Below are 24,210 nucleotides of genomic sequence, written 5' to 3'. Positions count from 1 at the left end.
TAAATGCTGTGGGCAGCAACTGGCCTGTAGTATCTCGTGAGAGTCAGTTCTCCCCCCACGCAGGTGCACCCATGGTAGACGTAAGCCAACACGAACTCGTACCCGAGCACACCGTTCTCGATGAGGAGACACTCGACGGAGTGCTTGCGGACTACGACATCGACCGCACGGAGCTTCCGAAGATCAAATACAAGGATCCAGCGCTGCCCGACAACGCCGAAATCGGGGACGTCGTGGAGATCGTTCGGGACTCGCGAACCACAGACGAAGCCGTCGTGTACCGACTGGTGATCGAATAGATGCTACAGGAAGACAAACGCGAACTGTCCGAATCGTACTTCTCGAAAGAACGCCTCGCCGAACACCACTTCCGCTCGTACAACGCGTTCCTCGAACACGGCATGCAGGATGTCGTCACCGAGAAAGAACGCATCGAGACGGACATCGGCGACAAAGAGGACGAAGAGCCGGTGTGGGTTGAGCTCGGTGACGTTCGAGCCGTCACGCCCCGCGTCAGGGAGGCCGACGGCAGCGAGGAGCTGCTGTACCCACAGGAAGCGCGGCTGCGGAACATCACGTACTCGGCGCCCGTGTTCATGGAGATGAGCATCGTGCGTGGTGGCGAAGAAGAAGAGGAGCGTGTCCTCGACACGACCGAAACGAAGGTCGGTCGGATGCCCATCATGGTGGGCTCGGACAAATGCAACATTTCCGGGTTCAGCGACGAGGAACTCATCGAGATCGGTGAGGACCCGGCCGACCCCGGGGGGTATTTCATCATCAACGGCAGCGAGCGCGTGTTGATGACCAGCGAGGACCTCGCGCCGAACAAGATCCTCGCCGAGTACGACTCCAAGTACGGCGACGAAATTCAGGTGGCGAAGACGTTCAGCCAGCGCCGCGGTTACCGCGCGCTCGTGCTCGTCGAGCGCAACCGCGAGGGGCTGCTTGAGGTGTCGTTCCCGTCGGTCTCCGGGTCGATCAGCTTCGTAACGCTCGTGCGCGCGCTCGGGTTGGAGTCCGACGAGGAGATCGTGCACCGGGTCAGCGAGGACCCCGAGATCGTGAAGTTCATGCTGGAGAACCTGGAGGAAGCCGACGTCCAGACCCAGGAGGAAGCCATCGAGGACCTGGGCCAGCGCGTCGCCTCCGGGCAGGGCAAGAACTACCAGCTCAAGCGCGCGAACTACGTCATCGACCGCTATCTCCTCCCACACCTCCACGAGGACGGCGTCGAGGAAGAGGAGACACGCATCAACAAGGCGTACTACCTCTGCCGGATGGCCGAAGCGTGCTTCGAGTTGGCGCTCGGCCGCCGCGAGGCCGACGACAAGGACCACTACGCGAACAAGCGCCTGAAGGTCTCCGGAGACCTGATGAAAGACCTGTTCCGAACGGCGCTGAACAAGCTCGCGCGTGACGTGAAATACCAGTTGGAGCGCGCGAACATGCGGAACCGCGAACTCACGGTGAACACGGTGGTTCGGTCCGACGTGTTGACCGAGCGCCTCGAACACCCGATCGCGACCGGGAACTGGGTTGGTGGGCGGTCCGGCGTGAGTCAGCTCGTCGACCGCACCGACTTCATGGGTGTGCTCAGCCACCTGCGCCGCCTGCGCAGTCCGCTCAGCCGCTCCCAGCCGCACTTCGAAGCGCGGGACCTACACGCCACCCAGTGGGGGCGCATCTGTCCGTCCGAGACGCCGGAAGGCCCGAACTGTGGGCTGGTGAAGAACTTCGCGCAGGCGATGGAGCTCTCACAGGACGTCGACGACGAGCGGGACCTCAAACAGGAGCTGTCCTCGATGGGTGTGGAGGGAATCCCCGGCATCAGCATGGAAACGACATCGACGACGTCCGCGGACGACTAACATGAGTACGGAACGCGAAGCCAAAGTCTACGTCAACGGGAGTCTGGTTGGAACACACGAGAACCCCGAAGAGTTAGCAGAACAGATCCGGGAGGCGCGCCGCCGCGGTGAGGTCTCCGAGATGGTGAACGTCTCGGTCAGGGACCGCACCGGTGAGGTCATCGTGAACGCGGACGCTGGCCGGGCGCGCCGGCCGCTGCTGGTCGTGGAGAACGGCGAGCCGGTGGTCACCCAGGAGGAAGTGGAGGCCGTCAAGAACGGCGACATCGACTTCGAGGACCTCGTTGAGGCGGGGAAAGTCGAGTTCATCGACGCCGAGGAGGAAGAGGACATCCTCGTGGGCGTCGAGGAGGAAGAGCTCACGGCCGACCACACGCACCTCGAAATCGACCCGCAGCTCATCTTCGGGATCGGTGCGGGGATGATCCCGTACCCCGAGCACAACGCCAGCCCCCGGATTACGATGGGGGCGGGGATGATGAAACAGAGTCTGGGGCTGCCGGCGGCGAACTACCGCATCCGGCCGGACACCCGCCAACACCTCCTGCATTACCCGCAGAAGGCGATGGTGAACACCCAGACGACCGAGCAGATCGGCTACGACGACCGGCCGGCGGGCCAGAACTTCGTCGTCGCCGTGATGTCCTACGAGGGGTTCAACATCGAGGACGCCCTGGTCATGAACAAGGGGTCCGTGGAGCGCGCGCTCTCCCGGTCGCATTTCTTCCGCACGTACGAGGGCGAGGAGCGGCGCTACCCTGGCGGCCAGGAAGACCGCTTCGAGATCCCCGGCGACGACGTGCGGGGCGCACGCGGTGAGGACGCGTACACGCACCTCGACGACGACGGCCTGGTGAACCCCGAGACGAAAGTCGACGATTCGTCGGTGCTGTTGGGGAAGACGAGTCCGCCGCGGTTCCTCGAAGAACCCGAGGACATGGGCGGGCTGAGCCCGCAGAAGCGCCGCGAGACGTCGGTGACGATGCGGTCGGGCGAGGACGGCGTCGTCGACACGGTGACGCTGATGGAGGGCGAGGACGGCTCGAAGCTCGCGAAAGTCTCCGTGCGCGACGAGCGCATCCCGGAACTCGGCGACAAGTTCGCGAGCCGACACGGCCAGAAGGGCGTCGTCGGCCACCTCGCGCCCCAGGAGGACATGCCGTTCACGCAGGAAGGCGTGGTGCCGGACCTCGTGTTGAACCCCCACGCGTTGCCGTCGCGGATGACGGTCGGCCACGTGCTGGAGATGCTCGGCGGGAAGGCGGGGTCGCTGGACGGGCGGTCCGTCGACGGCACGCCGTTCACTGGCGAGGGCGAGGACGAGATCCGTGGCACGCTCGAAGACCGCGGCTTCAAATCCTCCGGCAAGGAGGTCATGTACTCCGGGGTGTCCGGGGAGAAAATCGAGGCCGAGATCTTCGTGGGGACGATCTTCTACCACAAGCTCTACCACATGGTGTCGAACAAGCTCCACGCCCGGTCGAAGGGGCCGGTGCAGGTGCTGACCCGACAACCCACCGAGGGTCGCGCCCGCGAGGGCGGACTGCGGGTCGGTGAGATGGAGCGTGACACCGTCATCGGGCACGGCGCGGCGATGGTGCTCAAAGAGCGCCTGCTCGATTCCTCGGACCGCGAGGAGATCCACGTGTGTGGGAACTGCGGCATGACGGCCGTGGAGAACTACGAGCAGCGCCGGGTGTACTGTCCGAACTGCGAGGAGGAGACCGACGTACACAGCATCGAGATGAGTTACGCATTCAAGCTTCTACTCGACGAGATGAAGGCGCTCGGCATCGCGCCGCGCCTGGAACTGGAGGAGGCAGTGTAATGAGTGCAGGACAAGCCCCCAAGGAAATCGGCGAAATCAGCTTCGGGCTGATGGACCCGGAGGAGTACCGCGACATGTCCGCCACGAAGGTCATCACGGCGGACACGTACGACGACGACGGCTTCCCGATCGACATGGGGCTGATGGACCCCCGGCTGGGCGTCATCGATCCGGGCCTGGAGTGCAAGACGTGTGGGCAGCGCTCGGGCGGCTGCAACGGCCACTTCGGCCACATCGAGCTCGCGGCCCCGGTGATTCACGTGGGGTTCTCGAAGCTCATCCGCCGGCTCCTGCGTGGGACGTGTCGGGAGTGCGCGAGCCTGCTGCTCACCGAGGAGGAGAAAGACGAGTACCGGGAGAACCTCGATCGGACGCGGAGCCTCCGCCAGGACGTCTCTGACGTGATGACGGCGGCGATCCGTGAGGCCCGCAAGAAAGACCACTGCCCGCACTGCGGGGAGGTCCAGTACGACGTCAAACACGAGAAGCCGACGACGTACTACGAGGTCCAGCAGGTGTTGGCGTCGGATTACAGCGAGCGCATCGCGGCGTCGATGCAGCCCGACGAGGAGGAGGACGACGCTGGCGTGAGCCCCCAGGAGCTCGCCGAGCAGACCGACATCGACATCAGCCGGATCAACGAGATCCTCTCCGGGGAGTTCCGGCCGCGCCGCGAGGACCGTGAGGCCATCGAGACGGCCATCGGCGCGGACCTCACCACCGAGGACATGAACAAGCTGATGCCGTCGGACATCCGGGACTGGTTCGAGGACATCCCCGGCGAGGACCTCGAAGCGCTGGGCGTGAACTCGGACCGCAGTCGGCCCGAGTGGATGATCCTGACGGTGCTACCGGTGCCGCCGGTGACGGCGCGACCGTCGATCACGCTTGACAACGGCCAGCGCAGCGAGGACGACCTCACGCACAAGCTGGTGGACATCATCCGCATCAACCAGCGGTTCATGGAGAACCGCGAGGCGGGTGCGCCACAGCTCATCATCGAGGACCTCTGGGAGCTGTTGCAGTACCACGTCACGACGTTCATGGACAACGAGATCAGCGGGACGCCGCCGGCGCGACACCGGTCCGGCCGCCCGCTGAAGACGCTATCCCAGCGCCTCAAGGGCAAAGAGGGGCGGTTCCGCGGCAGCCTCTCGGGGAAACGCGTGAACTTCTCCGCCCGGACCGTCATCTCGCCGGACCCCACGCTGTCGCTGAACGAGGTCGGGGTGCCGGATCGGGTGGCGACGGAGATGACACAGACGATGGTCGTCAACGAGCAGAACCTCGAGCGCGCCCGACGCTACGTCCGGAACGGCCCCGAGGGGCATCCGGGCGCGAACTACGTCACCCGGCCCGACGGCCGTCGCGTGCGCGTCACCGAGAAGGTGTGTGAGGAGCTCGCCGAGCGCGTCGAGCCCGGCTGGGAGGTCCAGCGCCACCTCATCGACGGCGACATCATCATCTTCAACCGGCAGCCGTCGCTGCACCGGATGTCGATCATGGCCCACGAGGTCGTGGTGATGCCGTACAAGACGTTCCGCCTGAATACGGTCGTCTGTCCGCCGTACAACGCCGACTTCGACGGCGACGAGATGAACATGCACGCCCTCCAGAACGAGGAGGCGCGGGCCGAGGCGCGCGTGCTGATGCGCGTCCAAGAGCAGATCCTCTCCCCGCGGTTCGGGGAGAACATCATCGGCGCGATCCAGGACCACATCTCCGGGACGTACCTGCTCACGAACGACAATCCGCGGTTCAACGAGACGCAGGCGTCGGACCTGCTCCGGCAGACCCGGATCGACGAGCTGCCGGCGGCCGCCGGCACCGACGAGGACGGCGACCAGTACTGGACCGGCCACCAGATCTTCTCGGAGTTGCTGCCCGACGACCTCTCGCTTGAGTTCACCGGCACGACCGGTGACACGGTCGTCATCGAGGACGGCCAGCTCTTGGAGGGCACCATCGCCGACGACGAGGTCGGGGAGTACGGCAGTGAGATCGTGGACACCATCACGAAAGTCCACGGGAACACGCGCGCCCGCATCTTCATCAACGAGGTCGCGTCGCTGGCGATGCGGTCGATCATGCACTTCGGGTTCTCGATCGGCATCGACGACGAGACGGTGTCGACGGAGGCCCGCGAGCGCATCGACGAGGCGATCCAGTCGGCGTACGACCGCGTGCAGGAACTCATCGAGACCTACGAGAACGGGGACCTAGAGAGCCTGCCCGGCCGCACGGTCGACGAGACCCTGGAGATGAAGATCATGCAGACGCTCGGAAAGGCTCGGGACTCCGCGGGGGACGTCGCCGAGGAGAACTTCGACGAGGACAACCCCGCGGTCGTGATGGCGAACTCCGGCGCGCGTGGGTCGATGTTGAACCTCACGCAGATGGCGGGGTGTGTCGGCCAGCAGGCGGTTCGTGGCGAGCGCATCAACCGCGGCTACGAGGACCGCACGCTCTCCCATTTCGCGCCCAACGACCTCTCCAGTGAGGCCCATGGCTTCGTGGAGAACTCCTACACCAGCGGGCTGACCCCGAAGGAGTTCTTCTTCCACGCGATGGGGGGCCGCGAGGGGCTGGTTGACACGGCAGTCCGGACGTCGAAGTCCGGCTACCTGCAGCGCCGGCTGATCAACGCGCTGTCGGAGCTGGAGACGCAGTACGACGGCACCGTGCGGGACACCAGCGACACGATCGTGCAGTTCGAGTTCGGGGAGGACGGCACCAGTCCGGTGCAGGTGTCCTCCAACGAGGAGGTCGACATCGACGTCGAGCACGTCGCCGACCGCATCCTGAACTCGGAGTTCGACAGCGACACCCAGAAGGCCGAGTTCCTGGAGGTCGAGGAGCCGCCGACGAACCTCTCCGAGCACGGCGCCGCCTGGGAGGTGGAATCGGATGACTGAGTTCGACGTGACGGACGGCGTCCACGACGTGATCGAGGACACCGAGTTGCCACGGCGGCTGAAAGACGAGGTGCTCGCGACCGCCGAGGAGCGCGGGGTCACGAAGTCCCAGGCGAACGAGATCGCCACCGCGGTTGAGGCCCAATATTTGGACACGCGCGTCGACCCGCTCGACCCAGTGGGGACGGTGAGCGCGCAGTCCATCGGGGAGCCGGGGACGCAGATGACCATGAACACGTTCCACTACGCGGGCGTCGCGGAGATGGACGTGACACAGGGGCTGCCGCGGCTCATCGAGCTCGTGGACGCCCGGAAGACGCCGGACACGCCGGTGATGGAGGTGTACTTGGAGGACGAGTACGCCGAGGAGCGCGAGCGCGCCCACGAGGTCGTCTGGAAGATCGAGGCTACGAAGATCCTCGCGCTGGGCGACATCTCCACGAACGTCGCGGACATGGTCGTTCGCATCGACCTCAACGAGGACACGCTCCAGGAGCGGTGGCCGCGGGTTGACTCCACGACGCAGATCGCGGGGGAGGTCGCGGAGACGATCGAGGGGAACCTCGGTGTGACGGTGACCCAGGACGGAACGATCCTGGAGTTCGGACCGAGCGAGCCGTCGTACCGGGAGCTCCTGCAGCTGGTCGAGCAGCTCCGGGACATCGTGTTCAAGGGCATCGAGGAGGTGTCCCGGGTCGTGATTCGGCGCGAAGAAACCGACCGCGGCGAGGAGTTCGTCCTCTACACCGAGGGGTCGGCGTTCAAGAAGGCGCTCAAGATCGAGGGCGTCGACGCCACGCGCACGTCGTGTAACAACATCCACGAGGTGCACAAGACCCTCGGCATCGAGGCCGCTCGGGAGGCGATCATCAACGAGACGATGACCACCCTCGAAGAGCAGGGCCTCGACGACGTGAACATCCGCCACCTGATGTTGGTCGCCGACATCATGACCAACGACGGCACCATCGAGTCGATCGGCCGCCACGGCATCTCGGGGAACAAGAACTCCGTGCTCGCGCGGGCCGCCTTCGAGGTGACGGTGAACCACCTCCTGGACGCGGCGATCCACGGCGAGAGCGACGACCTCGACGGCGTCATCGAGAACGTGATCGTCGGGAAGCCGGTTCGGCTCGGAACTGGTGACGTTGACCTCCGGATGGGCGCGACACAGACGTCGGACTGATGACCATCCGGCTCTCAGATGAGGCGCGCCAGCTCATCGCCGTCTTCGAGACGGAGACCGACGCGACGGCCGTCGATTGCCTGCCCGACGACGACCGGGTGGTGTACGTCGTCACTGCGGGCGAGATGGGGGCCGCCATCGGCGACGGCGGGAGCCGCGTCGACGCGCTTGAAGCGACGCTCGGGCGCAGCGTGGTGCTCGTCGAGGATGCCCCGACCGCCGAGGGGTTCGTGGCGAACGCGCTCTCGCCGGCGGCGGTCTACAACGTCACGGTCAGCGAGAACGACACGACGGTCGCGTACGCGGAAGTCGCCCACGAGGACAAGGGCGTCGCGATCGGTGCTGACGGCACGAACATCGAGACCGCCAAGGAGTTGGCCGCCCGCCACTTCGACATCGACGACATCCAGCTGACGTAGTCCCGTTCGCTGCGCTCTCTCGGGCGCTGGCAAGGGCTGCGCTGAAAGCACTCCGCTTTCCTGCCGCTCGCTTCGTCGCCGCCCGTGGACAGACGAGGGAGTAACACGACCGAGCGCAGGGCAAAAGGTCGGGCTTAAGTGCCTCCGCGGGATACTCGGCTGTATGACGAACGGCAAGTACGCCGCTCGCAAACTCAAGAAGGACCGCCAGCAGCGCCGGTGGTCCGATTCTGAGTACGCGCGGCGAGAGCGGGGCCTCGGTAAGAAGTCCGACCCCCTTGAGGGAGCCCCACAGGGGCGTGGCATCGTACTCGAGAAGGTCGGCATCGAAGCGAAGCAGCCGAACTCCGCGATCCGGAAGTGTGTTCGGGTGCAGCTCATCAAGAACGGCAAGCAGGTGACTGCGTTCTGCCCCGGTGACGGTGCGATCTCGTTCATCGACGAGCACGACGAGGTCACCATCGCCGGGATCGGTGGGGCGAAAGGTCGCGCGATGGGCGACCTCTCCGGTGTCAACTACAAGGTCGAGAAGGTCAACGGCGTGAGCCTCATCGAACTGGTTCGCGGGAACGCTGAGAAGCCGGTGCGATAACACATGAGCGACGAGCAACCAGCCGAAGACGAGACAGAGGAGGCAGCCGCCGAATCCGAGGACACCCAGGAGGTCGCGGCGAACGCGAAGCTGTTCGGGAAGTGGGACGTCGCGGAGATCCACTACGAGGACCCGAGCACGCGGCGCTACCTCGCAGTGACGCCGGTCGCGCACACGATGGGGCGACACGCCCAAAAGCAGTTCAAGAAAAGCGAGATCTCCATCGTGGAGCGGCTCGCCAACCGCTTGATGAAGACGGGCGCGAACGCCGGGAAGAAACAGCAGGCACTGAAGATCGTTCGTGACGCGTTCGACATCGTCCACGAGCGAACCGACGAGAACCCCATTCAGGTGCTCGTGAGCGCCGTCGAGAACGCGGCCCCGCGGGAGGAGACCGTGCGCCTGAAGTACGGCGGGATCTCGGTCCCCCAGGCCGTCGACACGGCACCGCAGCGCCGCGTCGATCAGGCACTGAAGTTCCTCGCGGACGGCGCGCATTCGGCGTCGTTCAAGACGCCCACCGACGCCGCGGAGGCGCTTGCCAATCAGCTCGCTGGCGCGGCGGACTACAACGTCCAGACGTACGCCATCGGCCAGAAAAAGGAGAAAGAACGCGTCGCAGCAGCGGCACGCTGACGCGGGCGGGTTTCGATTTTCGCCGAGTCGGGTGATTCCGCTTGGCGCGCTCTCGGGTGGACAGCGACGCGTGGTCAGTCGGCGGCGGGGCCCGTGGTGGTGGTCTGGGCGTCGGCGTACGTGCGGATCGTATCGACGAGGCCGCGCCGGCAGTCGCTCTCGTCGGGGTCGGGGCCGAGCGTGGCGAACCGGCGGCGGAACCCGTCGACGTCGATCTCGGGGGCGTCCTGGCCGGCCGCGTGTGCGAGGTCGTACAGCCGGTGGTCGCCGGGAATGGCGTCGTGGCGTTCCAGGAGTGCGAGTGCGAACGCGGCGTTGACCGCGGTCATCGAGGGGTCGGCGCCGGCGGTGAGTCGGTGGCCGGCCTGCTGGCGGTCGGCCGGCTGGTCGGCGATGGCGGCCGCGAGCTCGGATTCCAGGAACGAGCGGAGTTTGTCGGTGGGGCCGACCGAGAGCGTGATGTCGTCGGCGTAGATGTCTTTGACGTGGTTGGCGATCTGGTAGCAGTGGGTGAGCACGCGCTGTTCGACTTCGCGGCCGGTGAGCGCGAGAAACAGCACTTCGTCCATCGAGAGGGTGTGGCTGGGGTGGCCGCGTTCGTGGCGGTGCATGTGGGCGAACTCGTGGAGCGCGAGCTCGCGGGCCATCACGGAGGTTGCGGCCTGCTGGGAGATGTTGAGAACGTGGTGGTCGTCGTAGTGGCCGGCCCAGGTTCGCTCGTCGGGGTTCGGCCGGATGTGGACGTCGACCGGGAGGTCGAGGTCGTGGCTGGGTTCGAAGACGTCTCGGGCGCTGAAGAAGGGGGCAGCCGGGCCAGCGCCGGACACACGAATCTCCATGGTAATAGTTCACAGCGGAGTGGTGACAAAGACTCTTACGCCCCCAGCAGGCCCCGCGTCCTCCGAAGTCGGTGGTCGGCGGGCAACGACCGCCCGGAACCCGACGCGTTCCGGGGTGACACCACGCGTCTCGGGTGCCATGCGACCGGCAAAGCACTATCCTTTTGAACCCGCTGGCAGTATGAATGTCCAATGGGCCGACGAAAGAAGATTGTCGAACAGTGCGAACGGCTGATGGACAACCCGGAGCAGATCCGGAACATCGCCATCGCCGCGCACGTCGACCACGGAAAAACCACCCTCACTGACAACCTGCTCGCGGGGGCGGGGATGATCTCGGAGGACACCGCCGGCCAGCAGCTGGCGATGGACACCGAGGAGGACGAACAGGAACGGGGCATCACCATCGACGCCGCAAACGTCTCGATGACCCACGAGTACGAGGGCGACGACCACCTCATCAACCTCATCGACACGCCGGGCCACGTCGACTTCGGCGGTGACGTGACCCGCGCGATGCGCGCCGTCGACGGCGCGCTCGTCGTCGTGGACGCCGTCGAGGGCGCGATGCCCCAGACGGAGACAGTCGTTCGGCAGGCGCTCCGCGAGGGCGTCAAGCCGACGCTGTTCATCAACAAAGTCGATCGCCTCATCTCGGAGCTCCAGGAGGGCCCCGAGGAGATGCAGGAGCGCCTGCTCTCGGTGATCGGCGACGTCAACGAGCTCATCCGCGGGATGACCGAGGAGAAAGACGACATCGAGGACTGGACGGTGTCCGTCGAGGACGGCACCGTGGCGTTCGGGTCCGCGCTCTACAAGTGGGGCGTTTCGATGCCGTCGATGCAGCGCACCGGCATGGACTTCGGGGATATCATCGACCTGGAGCGCTCGGACAAGCGCGAGGAGCTGCACGAGCAGACGCCGCTGGCCGACGTCGTGCTCGACATGGTCGCCGAGCACTTCCCGAACCCCATCGACGCGCAGCCCCGCCGTATTCCGACCGTCTGGCGTGGTGACGCCGACTCCGAGATCGCGGAGTCGATGCGCCTCGTCGACGAGGACGGCGAAGTCGTCCTGATGGTGACCGACATCGGCGTCGACCCGCACGCCGGCGAGATTGCGGCTGGGCGCGTGTTCTCCGGCACCCTCGAGAAGGGCCAGGAGCTGTACGTGTCCGGGACGGCCGGCAAGAACCGCGTTCAGAGCGTCGGGATCTACATGGGCGGCGAGCGCGAGGAGGTCGACGAAGTCCCCGCAGGCAACATCGCCGCGGTCACCGGCCTCAAGGACGCCATCGCCGGTTCCACCGTCTCCAACGAGGAGATGACGCCGTTCGAGTCCATCGACCACATCTCCGAGCCGGTCATCACGAAGTCCATCGAGGCACAGAACATGGACGACCTCCCGAAGCTCATCGAGACGCTGCGACAAGTCTCGAAGGAGGACCCCACGATCTCCATCGAGATCAACGAGGACACCGGCGAGCACCTCATCTCGGGGCAGGGCGAACTCCACCTGGAAGTCCAGACCCAGCGCATCGAGCGCAACCAGGGCATCCCCGTCACGACTGGGGAGCCGATCGTCGTCTACCGTGAGACGCCGACCAGCGACTCCCAGGAAGTCGAGGGCGTCTCGCCGAACCGCCACAACAAGTTCTACATCACCGTCGAGCAGCTCAGCGACGACGTGCTCGAGGAGATCCGCCTGGGCGAGGTGTCGATGGACATGCCCGAACAGGAGCGCCGCGAGGTCCTCCAGGAGGCGGGCATGGACAAGGAGACGTCACAGGACGTCGAGAACATCATCGGGCGCAACATCTTCATCGACGACACGAAGGGGATTCAGCACCTCAACGAGACGATGGAGCTGGTCGTCGACGGCCTCACCGACTCCCTGGAGGACGGCCCGCTGGCGGCCGAACCCGTCGAGGGTGCGCTCATCCGTCTGCACGACGCGCGCCTCCACGAGGACGCCATCCACCGCGGTCCGGCGCAGGTAATCCCGGCGACTCGGGACGCCGTCCACCGCGCGCTCATCGACGCCGACATCCGGCTGCTGGAGCCGATTCAGGACGTCCGCATCGACGTCCCGTCCGAGCACATGGGCGCTGCGTCCGGCGAGGTGCAGGGTCGGCGCGGTCGCGTCGACGACATGTACCAGGAAGGCGACCTCATGGTCGTCGAGGGCATCGCACCGGTCGACGAGATGATCGGGTTCTCCAGTGACATCCGCTCGGCGACCGAGGGGCGGGCGTCCTGGAACACCGAGAACGCTGGGTTCCGCGTCATGGCGGACAACCTCCAGCGGGAGATCATCATGGAGATCCGCGAGCGCAAGGGCATGAAGACGGAGCTGCCCGAGAGCATCACGCACTTCTAATCCGTTCTCGCGGGGGGTTTCGATTTCGTGGCGCGTCGACGGCCGGTCGCGCGCTCGGCGACGCCGGCAGGAGTTGACTCGGCCGAAGCGTTATAACAGCCAGCAGTCCGACTGCAACTCATGTTCGCAGGCGGACGCGATCCGAGCTGCGGGGTCGGCACCGAGCGACTGCAGTCCGGCTCGTGGCCGACAACACGCGTCCGGCGGGGTGCCACGCAGGGGGTGGGGTGGCCGTGACCGCGCCCGCGGATCGGACCCACGTGCTCCGACTGGAGCTTGCCGACGAGCCCGGCGCGTTGCTGGCTGCGCTTGCGCCGATCGCGGACGCAGGGGGGAACCTGCTGTCGGTCCTCCACGAGCGCGGGTCGGTGACGCCGCGCGGCCGCATCCCCGTGGAGGTGACCGTGGAGTGTCAGCCCGACCAGTTCGAGACGGTGGTGGGGGCGTTGGAGGACGCGGGCGTCACCGTCATCGACGCCACCGCGGAGCGCTACGCGGACGCGGTGACGGTGCTGCTGGTGGGGGATCTGGTGGCCACTGATCTGTCCGAGCTGCTCGCGTCCGTCGAGGAGTGTGGGGCTGCGTCGGTAGTGGAGTTCACGTTGACCGACGAGCCAGGGGTGGGCCACGAGGCGAGTGCGCGCCTCCGGATGGGGGTGGCTGATGGTGCAGCCGAGCGCGCGCTGGCGGCCGTGCGAGCGGTGGCCGCCGAGGCGGGCGTCCGCGTGATCGAGCCACTGGTGGGTGATCGGCGATGAGACTTGCCGTCATGGGGGCGGGAGCGGTCGGGCGGGCGGTCGTCGACCAGGCCGCGTCCCACGGCCACACAGTGGTTGCGGTGGCCGATTCGACGAGCGCGGTCGTCGACGGTTCGGGGGTGGACGCGGCGGCGGTGTGTGCGCGCAAGCGCGACGCGGCGAGTGAGATCGGGACGGGAGCGCCGAGTGACGCGTTGACCGCCGACTACGACGTGCTCGTGGAGACGACGCCAACGACGCTGGGGGACGCCGAGCCCGGTTTCGGGCACGTCGAGCGCGCGCTGAGTGCGGACCGCCACGTCGTGCTCGCGAACAAGGGCCCGGTCGCCGAGCGCTACGCTGGGGTGTGCGAGCTGGCGGCGGCGAGCGCGGGCAGCCTCCGGTTCGAGGCGACTGTTGGGGGTGCGATCCCCGTGCTGGCGACCATCGAGCGCATCGGCGCCGACCGCGTGCGCGCTGTCCGTGGCGTCCTGAACGGGACCGCGAACTTCGTGTTGTCGCGGATGGCGGCGGCGGGACTGGGGTACGAGCACGTCCTGGCGGAGGCACAAGAGGTGGGGGTCGCGGAGGCGGATCCGACGTTTGACGTGGACGGCACGGATGCGGCGCTGAAGTGTGCGATCCTCGCGAACGTGATCGGCGACCGTGAGTACGACCTCGACAGCGTCAGCGTCGACGGGATCACGGGGGTGGCACCGTCGGCGCTGGAGCTGGCCGAGACCGACGGGCAGACGATACGGCTGATCGGGGAGGTGGGGCCGGATCACGTGCGGGTCGGGCCGCGGTTGGTGCCGGCCAACGGGACGCTTGCGGTGTCCGGGACCACGAACATCGTGCAGTTGGAGACCGAGCACGCGGGGCGGCTGAACCTGTCCGGGCAGGGTGCTGGCGGGGCGGCAACGGCGTCGGCGGTGCTTGCGGACGTCGATCACATCGCCGACCAACAGTAACGCCGGTTTCCTGACAAAAATTTCCAGCGGCGTGGTACTGCAAGGCATGGTATCAGCGACTGTCGCGGCTGATCCCTGGTCGCGTACCGAAATGGTTTTAATGCGAACTGACGAATAGACTTCACAGAGCGCGTCTTCAGCGCATTATCCGAATATGAGCGACAACCGCCACCAGAACCTGGCCGTCATCGGCCACGTCGACCACGGCAAGAGCACGATGGTCGGGCGCCTCCTCTACGAAACGGGGAGCGTACCCGAGCACGTCATCGAACAGCACAAAGAAGAGGCCGAGGAGAAGGGCAAGGGCGGCTTCGAGTTCGCCTACGTCATGGACAACCTCGCCGAGGAGCGCGAACGCGGTGTCACCATCGACATCGCCCACCAGGAGTTCACCACCGACGAGTACGAGTTCACTATCGTCGACTGTCCTGGCCACCGCGACTTCGTGAAGAACATGATTACGGGTGCGTCCCAGGCCGACAACGCCGTCCTCGTCGTCGCCGCTGACGACGGTGTCGCGCCCCAGACGCGAGAGCACGTCTTCCTCTCGCGAACGCTTGGCATCGACGAGCTCATCGTCGCTGTCAACAAGATGGACGTCGTCGACTACGACGAGTCCAAATACAACGAAGTGGTCTCCGGCGTCAAAGACCTCTTCGGGCAGGTCGGCTTCAACCCCGACGACGCGAAGTTCATCGCGACCTCCGCGTTCGAGGGCGACAACGTCTCGGACCACTCGGACAACACACCGTGGTACGACGGCCCCACCCTCCTGGAGGCCCTCAACGGGCTTCCGGTGCCACAGCCGCCGACGGACGCCGATCTCCGGCTCCCGATCCAGGACGTCTACACGATCTCCGGGATCGGTACCGTTCCCGTCGGACGCATCGAGACCGGTGTGATGAACACCGGCGACAACGTCAGCTTCCAGCCCAGCGACGTCGGTGGCGAGGTCAAGACCATCGAGATGCACCACGAGGAAGTGCCGAACGCGGAGCCCGGTGACAACGTCGGGTTCAACGTACGCGGCATCGGCAAGGACGACATTCGTCGCGGCGACGTCTGTGGTCCGGCCGACGACCCGCCGTCGGTCGCCGACACCTTCCAAGCGCAGGTCGTCGTGATGCAGCACCCGTCGGTCATCACCGCCGGGTACACGCCGGTCTTCCACGCGCACACCGCACAGGTCGCGTGTACCATCGAATCCATCGACAAGAAGATGGACCCGGCGTCCGGCGAGACCCAGGAGGAGAACCCGGACTTCATCCAGTCCGGCGACGCAGCGGTCGTCACCGTGCGCCCGCAAAAGCCACTCAGCCTCGAGCCGTCCTCGGAGATTCCGGAACTCGGCTCGTTCGCCGTGCGCGACATGGGTCAGACCATCGCGGCCGGGAAAGTTCTGGACGTCGACGAAGCCTAATCCATGCAGCAGGCACGCGTTCGTCTCGCCGGCGTCGATCCCGACGACCTCGACAACATCTGTGGCGAAGTCCAGGAGATCGCGGACAAAACCGGCGTGAAAGTCTCCGGTCCGGTCCCGCTGCCGACGAAGACCCTCGAAGTGCCGTCCCGGAAGTCCCCTGACGGCGAGGGGACCGCGACCTGGGAGCACTGGGAGATGCGCGTCCACAAGCGTCTCATCGACATCGACGCGGACGAGCGCGCGCTCCGCCAGCTGATGCGGATTCAGGTTCCCAACGACGTCAACATCGAGATCGTCCTCGAAGACTGAGCCGCCACCGTGGCCCCATGAGGGCCGTTTTCGGCTCGCATCGTCTTCGATGTTCGACCTCGCCGCGCGGTCGTTTCTGCGCGGTCGCGGGCTCGTAGATCAGCGGTAGATCGCTTCCTTCGCAAGGAAGAGGCCCTGGGTTCAAATCCCAGCGAGTCCACTCCTGTATTTGCCCGCAAAGCGACGCGTCGGTCCGTAGTGTCGTGGTGCCGAGTCGAGAGAGAACAGTTACGGCTGTGTCCGACCCCCTGGCTCGGTGTGAGGCACCGTCTGTGGTGGCTACGAGGAGGTCGTCGGTGAGTCGACGACCGTGACGCCGCGGTTGTTCACCGCGTCGGGGTCGAGGCCGACCTCTTCGAGGAAGTCGCGGTATTCGCGTTCGGCGGTTTCACCGGCTTGTTGTTTGTCGCTGGCGCGGTCACAGAGCGAGATGAGGGTTTCGGGAACGTCGTTCTGGTAGACGATCCAGTGGTTCACGAGGTCGCTCATGCGGCGGATGGGGCTGGTGAAGTGGCCGTAGATCTCGAAGTTGAGCGCGTGGTGGCCGCCGAAGGGGTCGTTCATGTATCGCGCGCGCGGCATCACCTTCATCACCGCCCACTGGATCTTGCCGAGCTGGCGCTCGGGGGCTTGTTCGAGGGTTGCGTTGACCGCCTTCCGGGGGTCGTCCCAGGCGTCGCCGGGGATGGAGACGCCGTTGAGTTCCTGGATCTCCTGGAGGGCGTCGTCCCACTCCTCGGGGGACGGCTGGGGGTGAACGCGGTAGACGGCTTCGACGCCGCGGTTCCACATGAGTTCGTGGGTGACCGCCTTGTTCGCCTTGAGCATCGACTCCTCGATGATGGTGTGGGCGCGGTCGCGGCGGGGGTTGAGCACGAGGCTCCCCTCGGCCTTGCGCTGCTCGTGCATCTGGTCGGCGAGATCGAACACCAGCGAGAGGTCGTCGTGGAGGGGCGCGGTTTCGTCGTCGAGGCGCTGTTCGGCGTCCTTGTAGGTGAGCCGTTCGTCGCTGTGAATGACGGACTTGTAGATCTCGATGGTCTGATACGAGAGGTCGTCCTTGTCGAGGTGCATCTCGACGGTGTGCGCGAGGCGGTCCTCGCCGGGCACCAGCGAACACACCGTTTCGGCGAGCACCGGCGGGAGCATGTGCATGGTGTACCCGGGGAGGTAGACAGTGTTCGCGCGGTCGATGGCTTCCGCCCACATCTCCGAGTCCGGGTGAACGTAGTGGGTGACGTCGGCGATGTGCACCCAGAGGACGTACTCGTCGTCGCGTTCCAGCACGGAGATCGCGTCGTCGAAGTCCTGGGCGTCGACGGGGTCGACGGTCCACGTGGGCAGCGGGCGCATGTCCGCGCGGTCCTCGATTTCGGCCTGGATCTCCGCTTGGACGTCTTCGGTGCGGGCTTCGGCTTCGGCGACGACGTCCGGCGGGAACTCGTCGTGGAGGTCGAACTTCTCGAAGAGGTCGTCGCGTTTGTTTTCGAGTTGGCGGGCGAGTTCGGGCGAGATTTCGACGGGACCCTGGTCCTCGATGGACCCCTGGGCGGGTTCAGAATCGCTCATGGCTACCAGTAGCCGGGTGGCGTAGTTAGTGGTGTCGCCACCCTACTCGCGTTCGGCGGTGTCTTCGCGTGTGGCGTCGAGGAACCGGGCGAGGAACTCGTCGTCGGGGACCCGACCCGCGCCGGCGTCGTCGAGGGCCGCTTCGAGGCCATCGCGGGCGTGTTTGGTGAGCCGACGGAAACAGGGTTTACAGAGGTATTCGAACTCCTTGTCCGTGCGCGTCCAGCGGTCGCCGTGTTTGTCGTACTCGCGGGCGTCGCTGCGTGCGGTGGTGTCGCCGCACGCGATACAGGTGACGGGATCGTGGTCGGCCCACATCACGCGGTTGTTCACCGGGCGGGCACTTATCCGTTGGGCAGACAGCGGTCGATTTATGGCTGGAGGCGCCCCGAGGACACGTATGGACGTGTCTTCACGGCACCACTTGCGAAGCGACGACATCGACGAGATCGGCGACGCGCTCCGAACGGGGTTGGGTGTCGAGTTGGATGGCGACGCCTACGAGCGCGTGACGTTCGCCGACGAGGAGTTCGAGATCGTGCTCGTGGACGGCGACCCCCTGGTGTGGTATCCCGACGGCGAGCCGTTCGTCACGGTCGCGGGCGCGAACCGCACCGACCCGTCGACGGGGGTCGTGACTGTGGACGCCGGTGCTGTGTCGTTCGTGAGCGACGGTGCAGACGTGATGCGACCCGGGATCACGGCGGCGTCGCCGGAGATCACTGCCGGCGACCTGGTCGTGATCCAGGAGGCAGCACACGGCAAGACGCTGGCCGTGGGGCGGGCGCTCGTCGACGGCACCGAGATGGACGGTGAGTCCGGGAAGGTCGTGTCGTCGCTGCATCACGTCGGCGACGAGCTGTTCGAGTTCTCGGTCTGACCGTCGGGGTGACCCGGGTCCGTCAGTCGGTTCCCGTCGCCGGGGCGTCCTCCTCGTCGGGGTCGTCGTACAGTTCGATGGCGTCCTCGTAGCCCGCTTTCGCGAGCCGGTACGTCTCCCGGAGGTCGACGATCGGATCCTCGCTGGCGTCGACCCGGAGGTCGTTCCAGTACGGTGACTCCGCGGCCCCCGTGTCGACGACCGTGACCGCCGCGCTCTGCACGGTGAGCGCCTCGCGTTTGTCGCCGCCAGCGGCCTGTCCCGCGCCCAGGGCGTCGATGAGGCGGCTGGCAAGCGGGTCGGCGTCTTCGGCGTCGGTTGCACCGTCGACTCGTTGGTCCTCGTACGCCGCGGCGGTGCGTTCAACGACCGCGTCGCCAGTGAGGAGGTTGCCGGCGACGGTGTAGTTCTCGCCGGCACGGTCGCCGTACCAGCCGTTGCAGTCGTCGCCGGAGAACGCGAACGACCCGGTGCGGCCGACGCCGTGAAGCTGTCGCTCGGAGCTGTTGTCGTCGGCGTTGAGGAGTGCCTGCAGCGCGTCTTCGACGCCGAGCCCGTCGGCGAGGTAGTCGACGCCCGCCGACCCCAGTCGGGGGTTGGTCACGCTCTGCGTGGCGACCGCGCCGTGCTCGTTGACGTGTGGACAGGGGACGCCGACCCCGGGGAGTCGGGTCGTCACGGCAACCCCGAAACGGTACTGCTGGTCGCCGTCGGCGGTGTAGGGTTCTCGAACGCAGATGCTGAACGTCACGCTCGGGGCGAGCGCCTGCAGCAGCAAAGACCTGATCGAACCGGCAGTCGACCCCACCGTGATCGGGGGTGAGGCGGCGCGAGCGTGCGCAACCGGGCGGTTCACCCCGTCTGACGCAAGAACTATGAACGCGGCGGGTTGGTGTCTACCGTATGGGATTCATGAATAAGATCCTCCGTGGGAACGGCAGCTCCACCGAGGATTACGTTGAGCTGGATGCGGACGACTTCAATGCGGACGCCGGCGAGGCGAGCGTGGCCGTGCACATCGCGGAGATCGACGGCCAGGAAGACGTCATCGCGATCAAGGACGCGGTGTACGACGGGGATCTCGTCGTCGCGGACATCACGCGCCTTCGCACGGAGGATCGGACCGTCGAACACGTCATCGACGAGCTGCGCCAGGTCGCCAGGGAGGTCGGCGGCGACATCGTGCAGAAAGGCGACGACCAGCTGATCGTCACGCCGAACGGGATCGGGATCAGCCGTGAGAAGCTCAACCGGCCCTGACTGCTCGACAGAGCCGGCGGCCGAGTGGTGCCGTACGGACCGCCGCGCCGATGCGTGTGGCGTCGGCGGCGGCTGTGACCACGGAGAGGACGGCAGAACGGCGGTCGACTAGACGGTGTCGGGTTTTTCGGCGTCGTCTTCGACGCTGCGCTTCATGGAGTCGCGGCGGGACTTGGCGTCTCGGCCCGTCGCCTCGAGCAGGAAGTCGTTTTTCGCGTCGACGGCGTCGGCGGCCGCGTCGGCGTTGCCTTCGGCGATCACGTCCTCGGCGGGCCGTTCCTCGAACTGGACGCCGAGCTTGTCTTTTTTCCCGGCGTATTCGACGGTTCCGGCGACGATGCGCTTGAACACGGGGTTGTCGGGGTCTTCGACGACGTAGAGGTCGCTGTCCTTGAACCGTTTCGTGTCGGTGACGTCGCCGAAATACTCCTCGACAGTCGCCAGCATATCAGACACGCGTTCGTCGAGATACTCCCCCCGCCGCATCTTGTACTCCTTCATGACCGCGAGAACGGCAGCGAGGGTTTTAGTCCCTTCGTGTGCCGTCAGCGGTCCTCACCGAGGTAGCCGCGCTTGCACTCCGGGCAGATGTCGCCGGCGCGCAGGCTGGCCCCGGCGGCGTACTGCTCGAAGCCACATTCCGGGCAGAACAGCGTGAAATCGAGGTCGTCATTGCCGTCGGTGTCGACGGTTCCGGGGCTTGTGAACTCGGTCTCGTCCATCGGGTCGGGGTCCGCCGTCGTTTCGAACTCGAAGGTGCTGGTGTCGGCGTCGGTCGCGGTCGGCGCGACGACATCGGCGTCACCGGCTGGGTCCGTGCCGCGGTCGGGGGTTGCGTCGAACCCCTCGTCCTCGCCGTCGGGCTCGGGCCACTCGCCGTGGTCGCGGTCCGCCGGCGTGTCGTCGGCTGCGGTCGTGGTCGCGTCGGCGGTCGCCTGGGACGTGTCCACGCCGGCGGCATCGTCGTCGGCGTCCGGGTCGGCGTCGACGAACTCGACGGCCTCGTCGTCCGGGTCGGCGGACGCCGCCGCTGTGGGGTTGTCCGGATCGACCTCGGGGTCGGCGGGCTCCGTCCACTGGTCGCGGCCGGGACTGTCCTCGTCGGCCGTGGTGTCGGCCGTGGACTCCTCCAGGATGACCGCGTCGTCGGCGCCGCTGCCGTCCGCCGGTGTGGTGTTGCTGGACGCCGATGCGTCGGTGGTCGTGTGATCGACGGCCTCGCTGGCGGTCGAGAACGCGGCGCTGCTGGTGCCATCGGCTGCCTGCGTGGCGTCGGTGTCGCCGTCCTCCGCGGAGTCAGGTGTCGACTGGGAGTCCGCAAGCGGCCGCACTTCGGTGTTCTCGCTTGTGACGTGTTCGGACCCACAGCGCTGGCATTCCCGGAGCTCGCGTTCTGTCACCACAACCTCGTTTCCGCGCTCCTCGCGGTCCCGCTCGACGAACGACTCACCGTAGTCGTGCCCGAGCAGGGAACACCTGATACCCATTGGGAGCGTCGTACCCAGCCCAACGGCAAAAGACTACCGTTCAGGGACACGGCTAAGACACCGGGGACCGTTCGATAACGTATGCCTGCGAAGCGCGAGTTTCGAGACCGCCCCCAGACGGAGGTTGCGGTCCTCGATGCGCTCGCTGAACGCCCCGGCGACGGGATGACCGTCTTCGAGTTGCGGACGGGCGTGGATGTCAGCATCGACGACATCGAGGCCGCGCTGGCGTCGCTGACGGCCGCGGGACTCGTGCACGCCGAGGAAGCGGAGGGCAGAACCAAGTTCAGAGTCGACGAGCGCGTTGTGGCCCGCCCGACTGACGACGCGACCGACGAGTCGTCGGTCCTGGACGCGATCCGGCGGCGGATCGGCCTCTGATCGATGCGGTGGGTTTACCCCCTGCGGGCGGCGAGATACTGGATATGACTGTGGTGAGGGCGGCCCACGAGGCGCACGGTGCGACGTTCCGCGAGGTGGCGGGGCGGGCGGTGCCCGTCGAGTACGGGCGGCCCGACCGCACGCATCGCGCCGTCAGGAACGCGGCCGGGGTGACCGAACACGCGTTCGACGTTGTCGTGGCGACCGGCGAGGACGCCCACGAGGTCGTTGCGGCCGGCGTGTCGGGTGGCGTACCGACCGAGGACGGGCGCGGCGCGTACGTGGTCGTCTGCGACGACGGGCGTGTGCGCGCGGACGGATACGTGTTTGCGACCGACGACCGGCTGTTGGCTCTCGTGCCGGCGGGCGAGGGCGACAGGGTTGCCAGCCGGTGGCGCGAGCGTGCCGGCAGCCGGGACGCCGCGGTCACGCTGTCGACCGGCGAGTTCGGGACGTTCGGCGTCCACGGCCCACAGGCCACTGAGAAGGTGGCGAGCGTGCTGCACCGGGCAAGCCCCCCCGAGGAGCGCCTGCGGTTCGTCCGCGGGGAGATGGAGGGCGGCGTGACGGTCGTGCGCGACGACGACCTCGCCGGCGAGGAGGGGTATCTGGTCGTGTGCGCCGCCGAAGACGCCGACGACGTGTTCGAGACGCTGCTGGTTCGCGGATTGAACGCCGTGCCGTTCGGCCGCGAGACGTGGGAGACGCTGACGCTGGAAGCCGGGGCGCCGCTGTTCGCGTCCGAGCTCGCCGGTCGAACGCTTGCCACGCTCGGGCTCGCGCGCCTCGACGGGAGTGACGCCGCGGCTGCCGGGAAGCCCCACCGCCGCCTGGTGGGGCTTGCGCCCGACGCACTGCCGGCCTCCGAGGCGGCCGTGTACGCCGACGGATCGCGGGTCGGCGAGGTGACGCGGGCGGCAGAGAGTCCGATGCGGGGCGACCCGCTGGCGTTCGCCGTGGTGAGCGAATGGCACGGCGAGCTTTCGGTCGCGGCGGACGGGGACCGGGTCGATGCAGCGGTGGTCGAGCCGCCGTTCGTCGACACCGGCGAGCGGTCGCGCCGACGGCCCGAGTACTAGGCGGCTGGCGGATCGGCGGCGCGCTCGGGAACACGACTGTTATTACCGTGTTCGGCGAACGCGCTGGCATGGACGCAGCCCCAACGATCTACGAGGACCGGCTGGCCGCCCAGATGGACCGCGGCGACTTCGTGCTCGCGGTCGTGACGGCGACCAAGCCGGATTTCTACAAGCAGGCCCCCGTCGTTGCCGCGGCCGAAGCCAACGATGTGCCGTGTTTCGTGATTCACACCGGCCAGCACTACGACGACGTGCTCGGGCACGGGCTCGAAGAGTACGGGATCGAGCCCCACATCGCGGCCGACCTGGGGATCAGGGGCGATCTGACCCAGAAGACCGCGGAGATGATGCTGGCGGTGAAAACGCTGGCCGAGCGCCTCGAGGCGTGGCCGGACACCACCGTGTTGCCGATGGTGCACGGTGACACGCACGCCGCCGGCGTCTTCCCGCAGGCGTGGATGTTCGCCACGAACCAGCAGGTCGCGCACAACGAGGCCGGGCTGCGGGGGATGGCGCCGGCGTACGAGACCACCGACGACCCGGCGGCCGTGATCCGCGAGCAGTGGCGCGGTGACTGGCACGTCGAGCGGACCGAGCCGTTCCCCGAGCAGTACGACACGTTCGTCGGTTCGGCGGCGTCGATCTACCAGTTCGCGCCCGTGGCGCTGAACCGCGAGCACCTCGAACGCGAGGGGTATCCGCGCAGCGTCGACGGCCACGAGCGGATGCCGGTGGTCGGGAACTCGGTCGTGGACGCCATCGAGATGAAACGCGATCACGACGGCGAGAGCGTGTTCGACGTGTATCCGGTGTTGGAAGCGCGCGACGACTGGCTGCGCGTGGACATCCACCGGCGCGCGAACCTCCTGCCCGAGCGGTTCACCGCCATCGTCGAGGGCGTCATCGAGCTGGTCGAGCGCGGCTACAACGTCAACTTCGTGGAGTTGAACGCCACCAAGCGGGCGTTGGAGAACTACGGCTACCGGGAGCGCCTCCAGCGGCTGGCCGACGAGCGGGAGAACTTCCTGTTCACGGGGCTGTGGAAGAAACACGCCCACGTCTACGAGTTCCTCGAATCCGGGCAGTGTTTCGCGGAGTTCACCGACTCCGGGAGCATGCAGGAGGAGCTCAACGAGATCGAGGCGGCGCTGTGTCTCACGGCGCGGTTCAGCACGGACCGCCCGGAGACGGTGTTCGACGCGAACACGAACCTCCTGGTGCCCCCGACAAGCGGCGCGTTCGTCGCGGACATGATCACCCACGTGGCGGAGACCGACGACGTCCGCGAGCGCATGCGGTCGGGGCAGGCACTCTACGGGGCCGACGTGGGCGAGGAGATCGTCGAGTTCCTGCGGGCGCGCGCCGACGACGGCGTCTTCGACTGGGCGCACGAGCGGCTCGGATTCGACGCGGGCAGCGAGCAGGCCTTCGACTACCTGTAGGGCTGTG

At 66.7% G+C, this 24,210-nt stretch carries 24 protein-coding genes and 1 tRNA gene; 19 read left to right on the top strand and 6 right to left on the bottom strand.

Annotated features, from left to right (window positions below; all coding sequences use genetic code 11):
* The first annotated feature begins 71 nt into the window (after positions 1 to 71).
* From JT689_RS12240 to JT689_RS12205, 8 genes are all read left to right on the top strand, one after another.
* Positions 72 to 299 (top strand): DNA-directed RNA polymerase subunit H, encoded by a 228-nt coding sequence (locus JT689_RS12240; protein ID WP_010903999.1) that lies wholly within the window; start codon positions 72 to 74, stop codon positions 297 to 299.
* Entirely contained in the window at positions 300 to 1,871 is a 1,572-nt protein-coding gene (locus JT689_RS12235) for a DNA-directed RNA polymerase subunit B'' (protein ID WP_010903998.1), read from the top strand.
* A 1-nt stretch (position 1,872) separates the two neighbouring features.
* A complete protein-coding gene (gene rpoB / locus JT689_RS12230; protein ID WP_136361012.1) occupies positions 1,873 to 3,699 on the top strand; it encodes a DNA-directed RNA polymerase subunit B in 1,827 nt (608 codons plus the stop codon).
* Positions 3,699 to 6,614 carry a DNA-directed RNA polymerase subunit A' gene (locus JT689_RS12225; protein WP_205251314.1) on the top strand — a complete coding sequence of 972 codons (2,916 nt, stop codon included), beginning with the start codon at positions 3,699 to 3,701 and terminating at the stop codon, positions 6,612 to 6,614. Before rpoB ends, JT689_RS12225 begins: the two co-directional genes overlap by 1 nt.
* Positions 6,607 to 7,800: a DNA-directed RNA polymerase subunit A'' gene (gene rpoA2, locus JT689_RS12220; protein ID WP_136361011.1), complete on the top strand. Its 1,194-nt coding sequence runs from the start codon at positions 6,607 to 6,609 to the stop codon at positions 7,798 to 7,800. Before JT689_RS12225 ends, rpoA2 begins: the two co-directional genes overlap by 8 nt.
* A complete protein-coding gene (locus tag JT689_RS12215) occupies positions 7,800 to 8,219 on the top strand; it encodes a NusA-like transcription termination signal-binding factor (protein ID WP_010903994.1) in 420 nt (139 codons plus the stop codon). The genes rpoA2 and JT689_RS12215 overlap by 1 nt, the downstream gene beginning before the upstream one ends.
* A gap of 163 nt (positions 8,220 to 8,382) precedes the next feature.
* Entirely contained in the window at positions 8,383 to 8,811 is a 429-nt protein-coding gene (locus JT689_RS12210; RefSeq protein ID WP_010903993.1) for a 30S ribosomal protein S12, read from the top strand.
* A gap of 3 nt (positions 8,812 to 8,814) precedes the next feature.
* Positions 8,815 to 9,447: a 30S ribosomal protein S7 gene (locus JT689_RS12205; RefSeq protein ID WP_010903992.1), complete on the top strand. Its 633-nt coding sequence runs from the start codon at positions 8,815 to 8,817 to the stop codon at positions 9,445 to 9,447.
* 74 nt (positions 9,448 to 9,521) lie between these two features.
* Here the strand turns inward: JT689_RS12205 and JT689_RS12200 are convergent, their stop codons facing one another.
* Positions 9,522 to 10,286, bottom strand: coding sequence for a DUF5781 family protein (locus JT689_RS12200; RefSeq protein ID WP_205251313.1), 765 nt, complete (start codon positions 10,284 to 10,286; stop codon positions 9,522 to 9,524).
* 192 nt (positions 10,287 to 10,478) lie between these two features.
* Here JT689_RS12200 and JT689_RS12195 point away from each other — a divergent pair, with 192 nt between their 5' ends.
* The 6 genes from JT689_RS12195 to JT689_RS12170 all read left to right on the top strand — a co-directional run bounded on the left by JT689_RS12195 (position 10,479) and on the right by JT689_RS12170 (position 16,265).
* Positions 10,479 to 12,665, top strand: a complete 2,187-nt coding sequence (locus tag JT689_RS12195; protein WP_010903990.1) for an elongation factor EF-2 — start codon at positions 10,479 to 10,481, stop codon at positions 12,663 to 12,665.
* 233 nt (positions 12,666 to 12,898) lie between these two features.
* Positions 12,899 to 13,423, top strand: coding sequence for an ACT domain-containing protein (locus JT689_RS12190; protein WP_205251312.1), 525 nt, complete (start codon positions 12,899 to 12,901; stop codon positions 13,421 to 13,423).
* The gene (locus tag JT689_RS12185) at positions 13,420 to 14,373 is read left to right on the top strand and encodes a homoserine dehydrogenase (protein WP_205251311.1); all 954 of its coding nucleotides are present in this window, start codon (positions 13,420 to 13,422) and stop codon (positions 14,371 to 14,373) included. The genes JT689_RS12190 and JT689_RS12185 overlap by 4 nt, the downstream gene beginning before the upstream one ends.
* A gap of 154 nt (positions 14,374 to 14,527) precedes the next feature.
* A complete protein-coding gene (tuf, locus tag JT689_RS12180) occupies positions 14,528 to 15,793 on the top strand; it encodes a translation elongation factor EF-1 subunit alpha (RefSeq protein ID WP_010903986.1) in 1,266 nt (421 codons plus the stop codon).
* A gap of 3 nt (positions 15,794 to 15,796) precedes the next feature.
* Entirely contained in the window at positions 15,797 to 16,105 is a 309-nt protein-coding gene (rpsJ, locus tag JT689_RS12175) for a 30S ribosomal protein S10 (RefSeq protein WP_010903985.1), read from the top strand.
* An 88-nt stretch (positions 16,106 to 16,193) separates the two neighbouring features.
* Positions 16,194 to 16,265: transfer RNA gene (locus tag JT689_RS12170), tRNA-Ala, on the top strand.
* A gap of 119 nt (positions 16,266 to 16,384) precedes the next feature.
* Here JT689_RS12170 and JT689_RS12165 read toward each other — a convergent pair.
* Complete coding sequence (locus JT689_RS12165; protein ID WP_010903984.1) at positions 16,385 to 17,674, bottom strand: ribonuclease R family protein; 1,290 nt, start codon at positions 17,672 to 17,674, stop codon at positions 16,385 to 16,387.
* Between the two features lie 42 nt (positions 17,675 to 17,716).
* Positions 17,717 to 17,992 carry a hypothetical protein gene (locus JT689_RS12160; RefSeq protein ID WP_010903983.1) on the bottom strand — a complete coding sequence of 92 codons (276 nt, stop codon included), beginning with the start codon at positions 17,990 to 17,992 and terminating at the stop codon, positions 17,717 to 17,719.
* A gap of 82 nt (positions 17,993 to 18,074) precedes the next feature.
* Between JT689_RS12160 and JT689_RS12155 the strand changes: the two genes are divergently transcribed.
* A complete protein-coding gene (locus JT689_RS12155; RefSeq protein WP_010903982.1) occupies positions 18,075 to 18,554 on the top strand; it encodes an RNA-binding protein in 480 nt (159 codons plus the stop codon).
* A gap of 22 nt (positions 18,555 to 18,576) precedes the next feature.
* On the opposite strand, the gene JT689_RS12150 is transcribed toward JT689_RS12155, so the two are convergent.
* On the bottom strand, positions 18,577 to 19,305 hold the full coding sequence (locus JT689_RS12150; protein ID WP_205251310.1) for a DUF1028 domain-containing protein: 729 nt from the start codon (positions 19,303 to 19,305) through the stop codon (positions 18,577 to 18,579).
* Positions 19,306 to 19,457: 152 nt separating this feature from the next.
* Here JT689_RS12150 and sepF point away from each other — a divergent pair, with 152 nt between their 5' ends.
* Positions 19,458 to 19,814: a cell division protein SepF gene (gene sepF / locus JT689_RS12145; protein ID WP_010903980.1), complete on the top strand. Its 357-nt coding sequence runs from the start codon at positions 19,458 to 19,460 to the stop codon at positions 19,812 to 19,814.
* A gap of 108 nt (positions 19,815 to 19,922) precedes the next feature.
* Here sepF and JT689_RS12140 read toward each other — a convergent pair whose 3' ends face one another.
* Together JT689_RS12140 and JT689_RS12135 are read right to left on the bottom strand one after the other, a co-directional pair.
* Positions 19,923 to 20,315: a DUF5611 family protein gene (locus tag JT689_RS12140; RefSeq protein ID WP_010903979.1), complete on the bottom strand. Its 393-nt coding sequence runs from the start codon at positions 20,313 to 20,315 to the stop codon at positions 19,923 to 19,925.
* A 44-nt stretch (positions 20,316 to 20,359) separates the two neighbouring features.
* Positions 20,360 to 21,301, bottom strand: coding sequence for a hypothetical protein (locus JT689_RS12135; protein ID WP_205251309.1), 942 nt, complete (start codon positions 21,299 to 21,301; stop codon positions 20,360 to 20,362).
* 81 nt (positions 21,302 to 21,382) lie between these two features.
* Between JT689_RS12135 and JT689_RS12130 the strand changes: the two genes are divergently transcribed.
* The 3 genes from JT689_RS12130 to JT689_RS12120 all read left to right on the top strand — a co-directional run bounded on the left by JT689_RS12130 (position 21,383) and on the right by JT689_RS12120 (position 24,203).
* Complete coding sequence (locus tag JT689_RS12130) at positions 21,383 to 21,682, top strand: DUF6432 family protein (protein ID WP_010903977.1); 300 nt, start codon at positions 21,383 to 21,385, stop codon at positions 21,680 to 21,682.
* Positions 21,683 to 21,726: 44 nt separating this feature from the next.
* Complete coding sequence (locus tag JT689_RS12125) at positions 21,727 to 22,761, top strand: aminomethyltransferase family protein (protein WP_205251308.1); 1,035 nt, start codon at positions 21,727 to 21,729, stop codon at positions 22,759 to 22,761.
* Between the two features lie 68 nt (positions 22,762 to 22,829).
* The gene (locus tag JT689_RS12120; RefSeq protein WP_205251307.1) at positions 22,830 to 24,203 is read left to right on the top strand and encodes a UDP-N-acetylglucosamine 2-epimerase; all 1,374 of its coding nucleotides are present in this window, start codon (positions 22,830 to 22,832) and stop codon (positions 24,201 to 24,203) included.
* Positions 24,204 to 24,210 lie beyond the last annotated feature (7 nt).

Origin of the sequence: Halobacterium sp. GSL-19 (assembly GCF_016917855.1) — an archaeon.
Lineage (GTDB): Archaea > Halobacteriota > Halobacteria > Halobacteriales > Halobacteriaceae > Halobacterium > Halobacterium salinarum.
The sequence above is the reverse complement of the archived record's forward strand: the minus strand, read 5'-3'. Positions and strand labels throughout refer to the sequence as shown.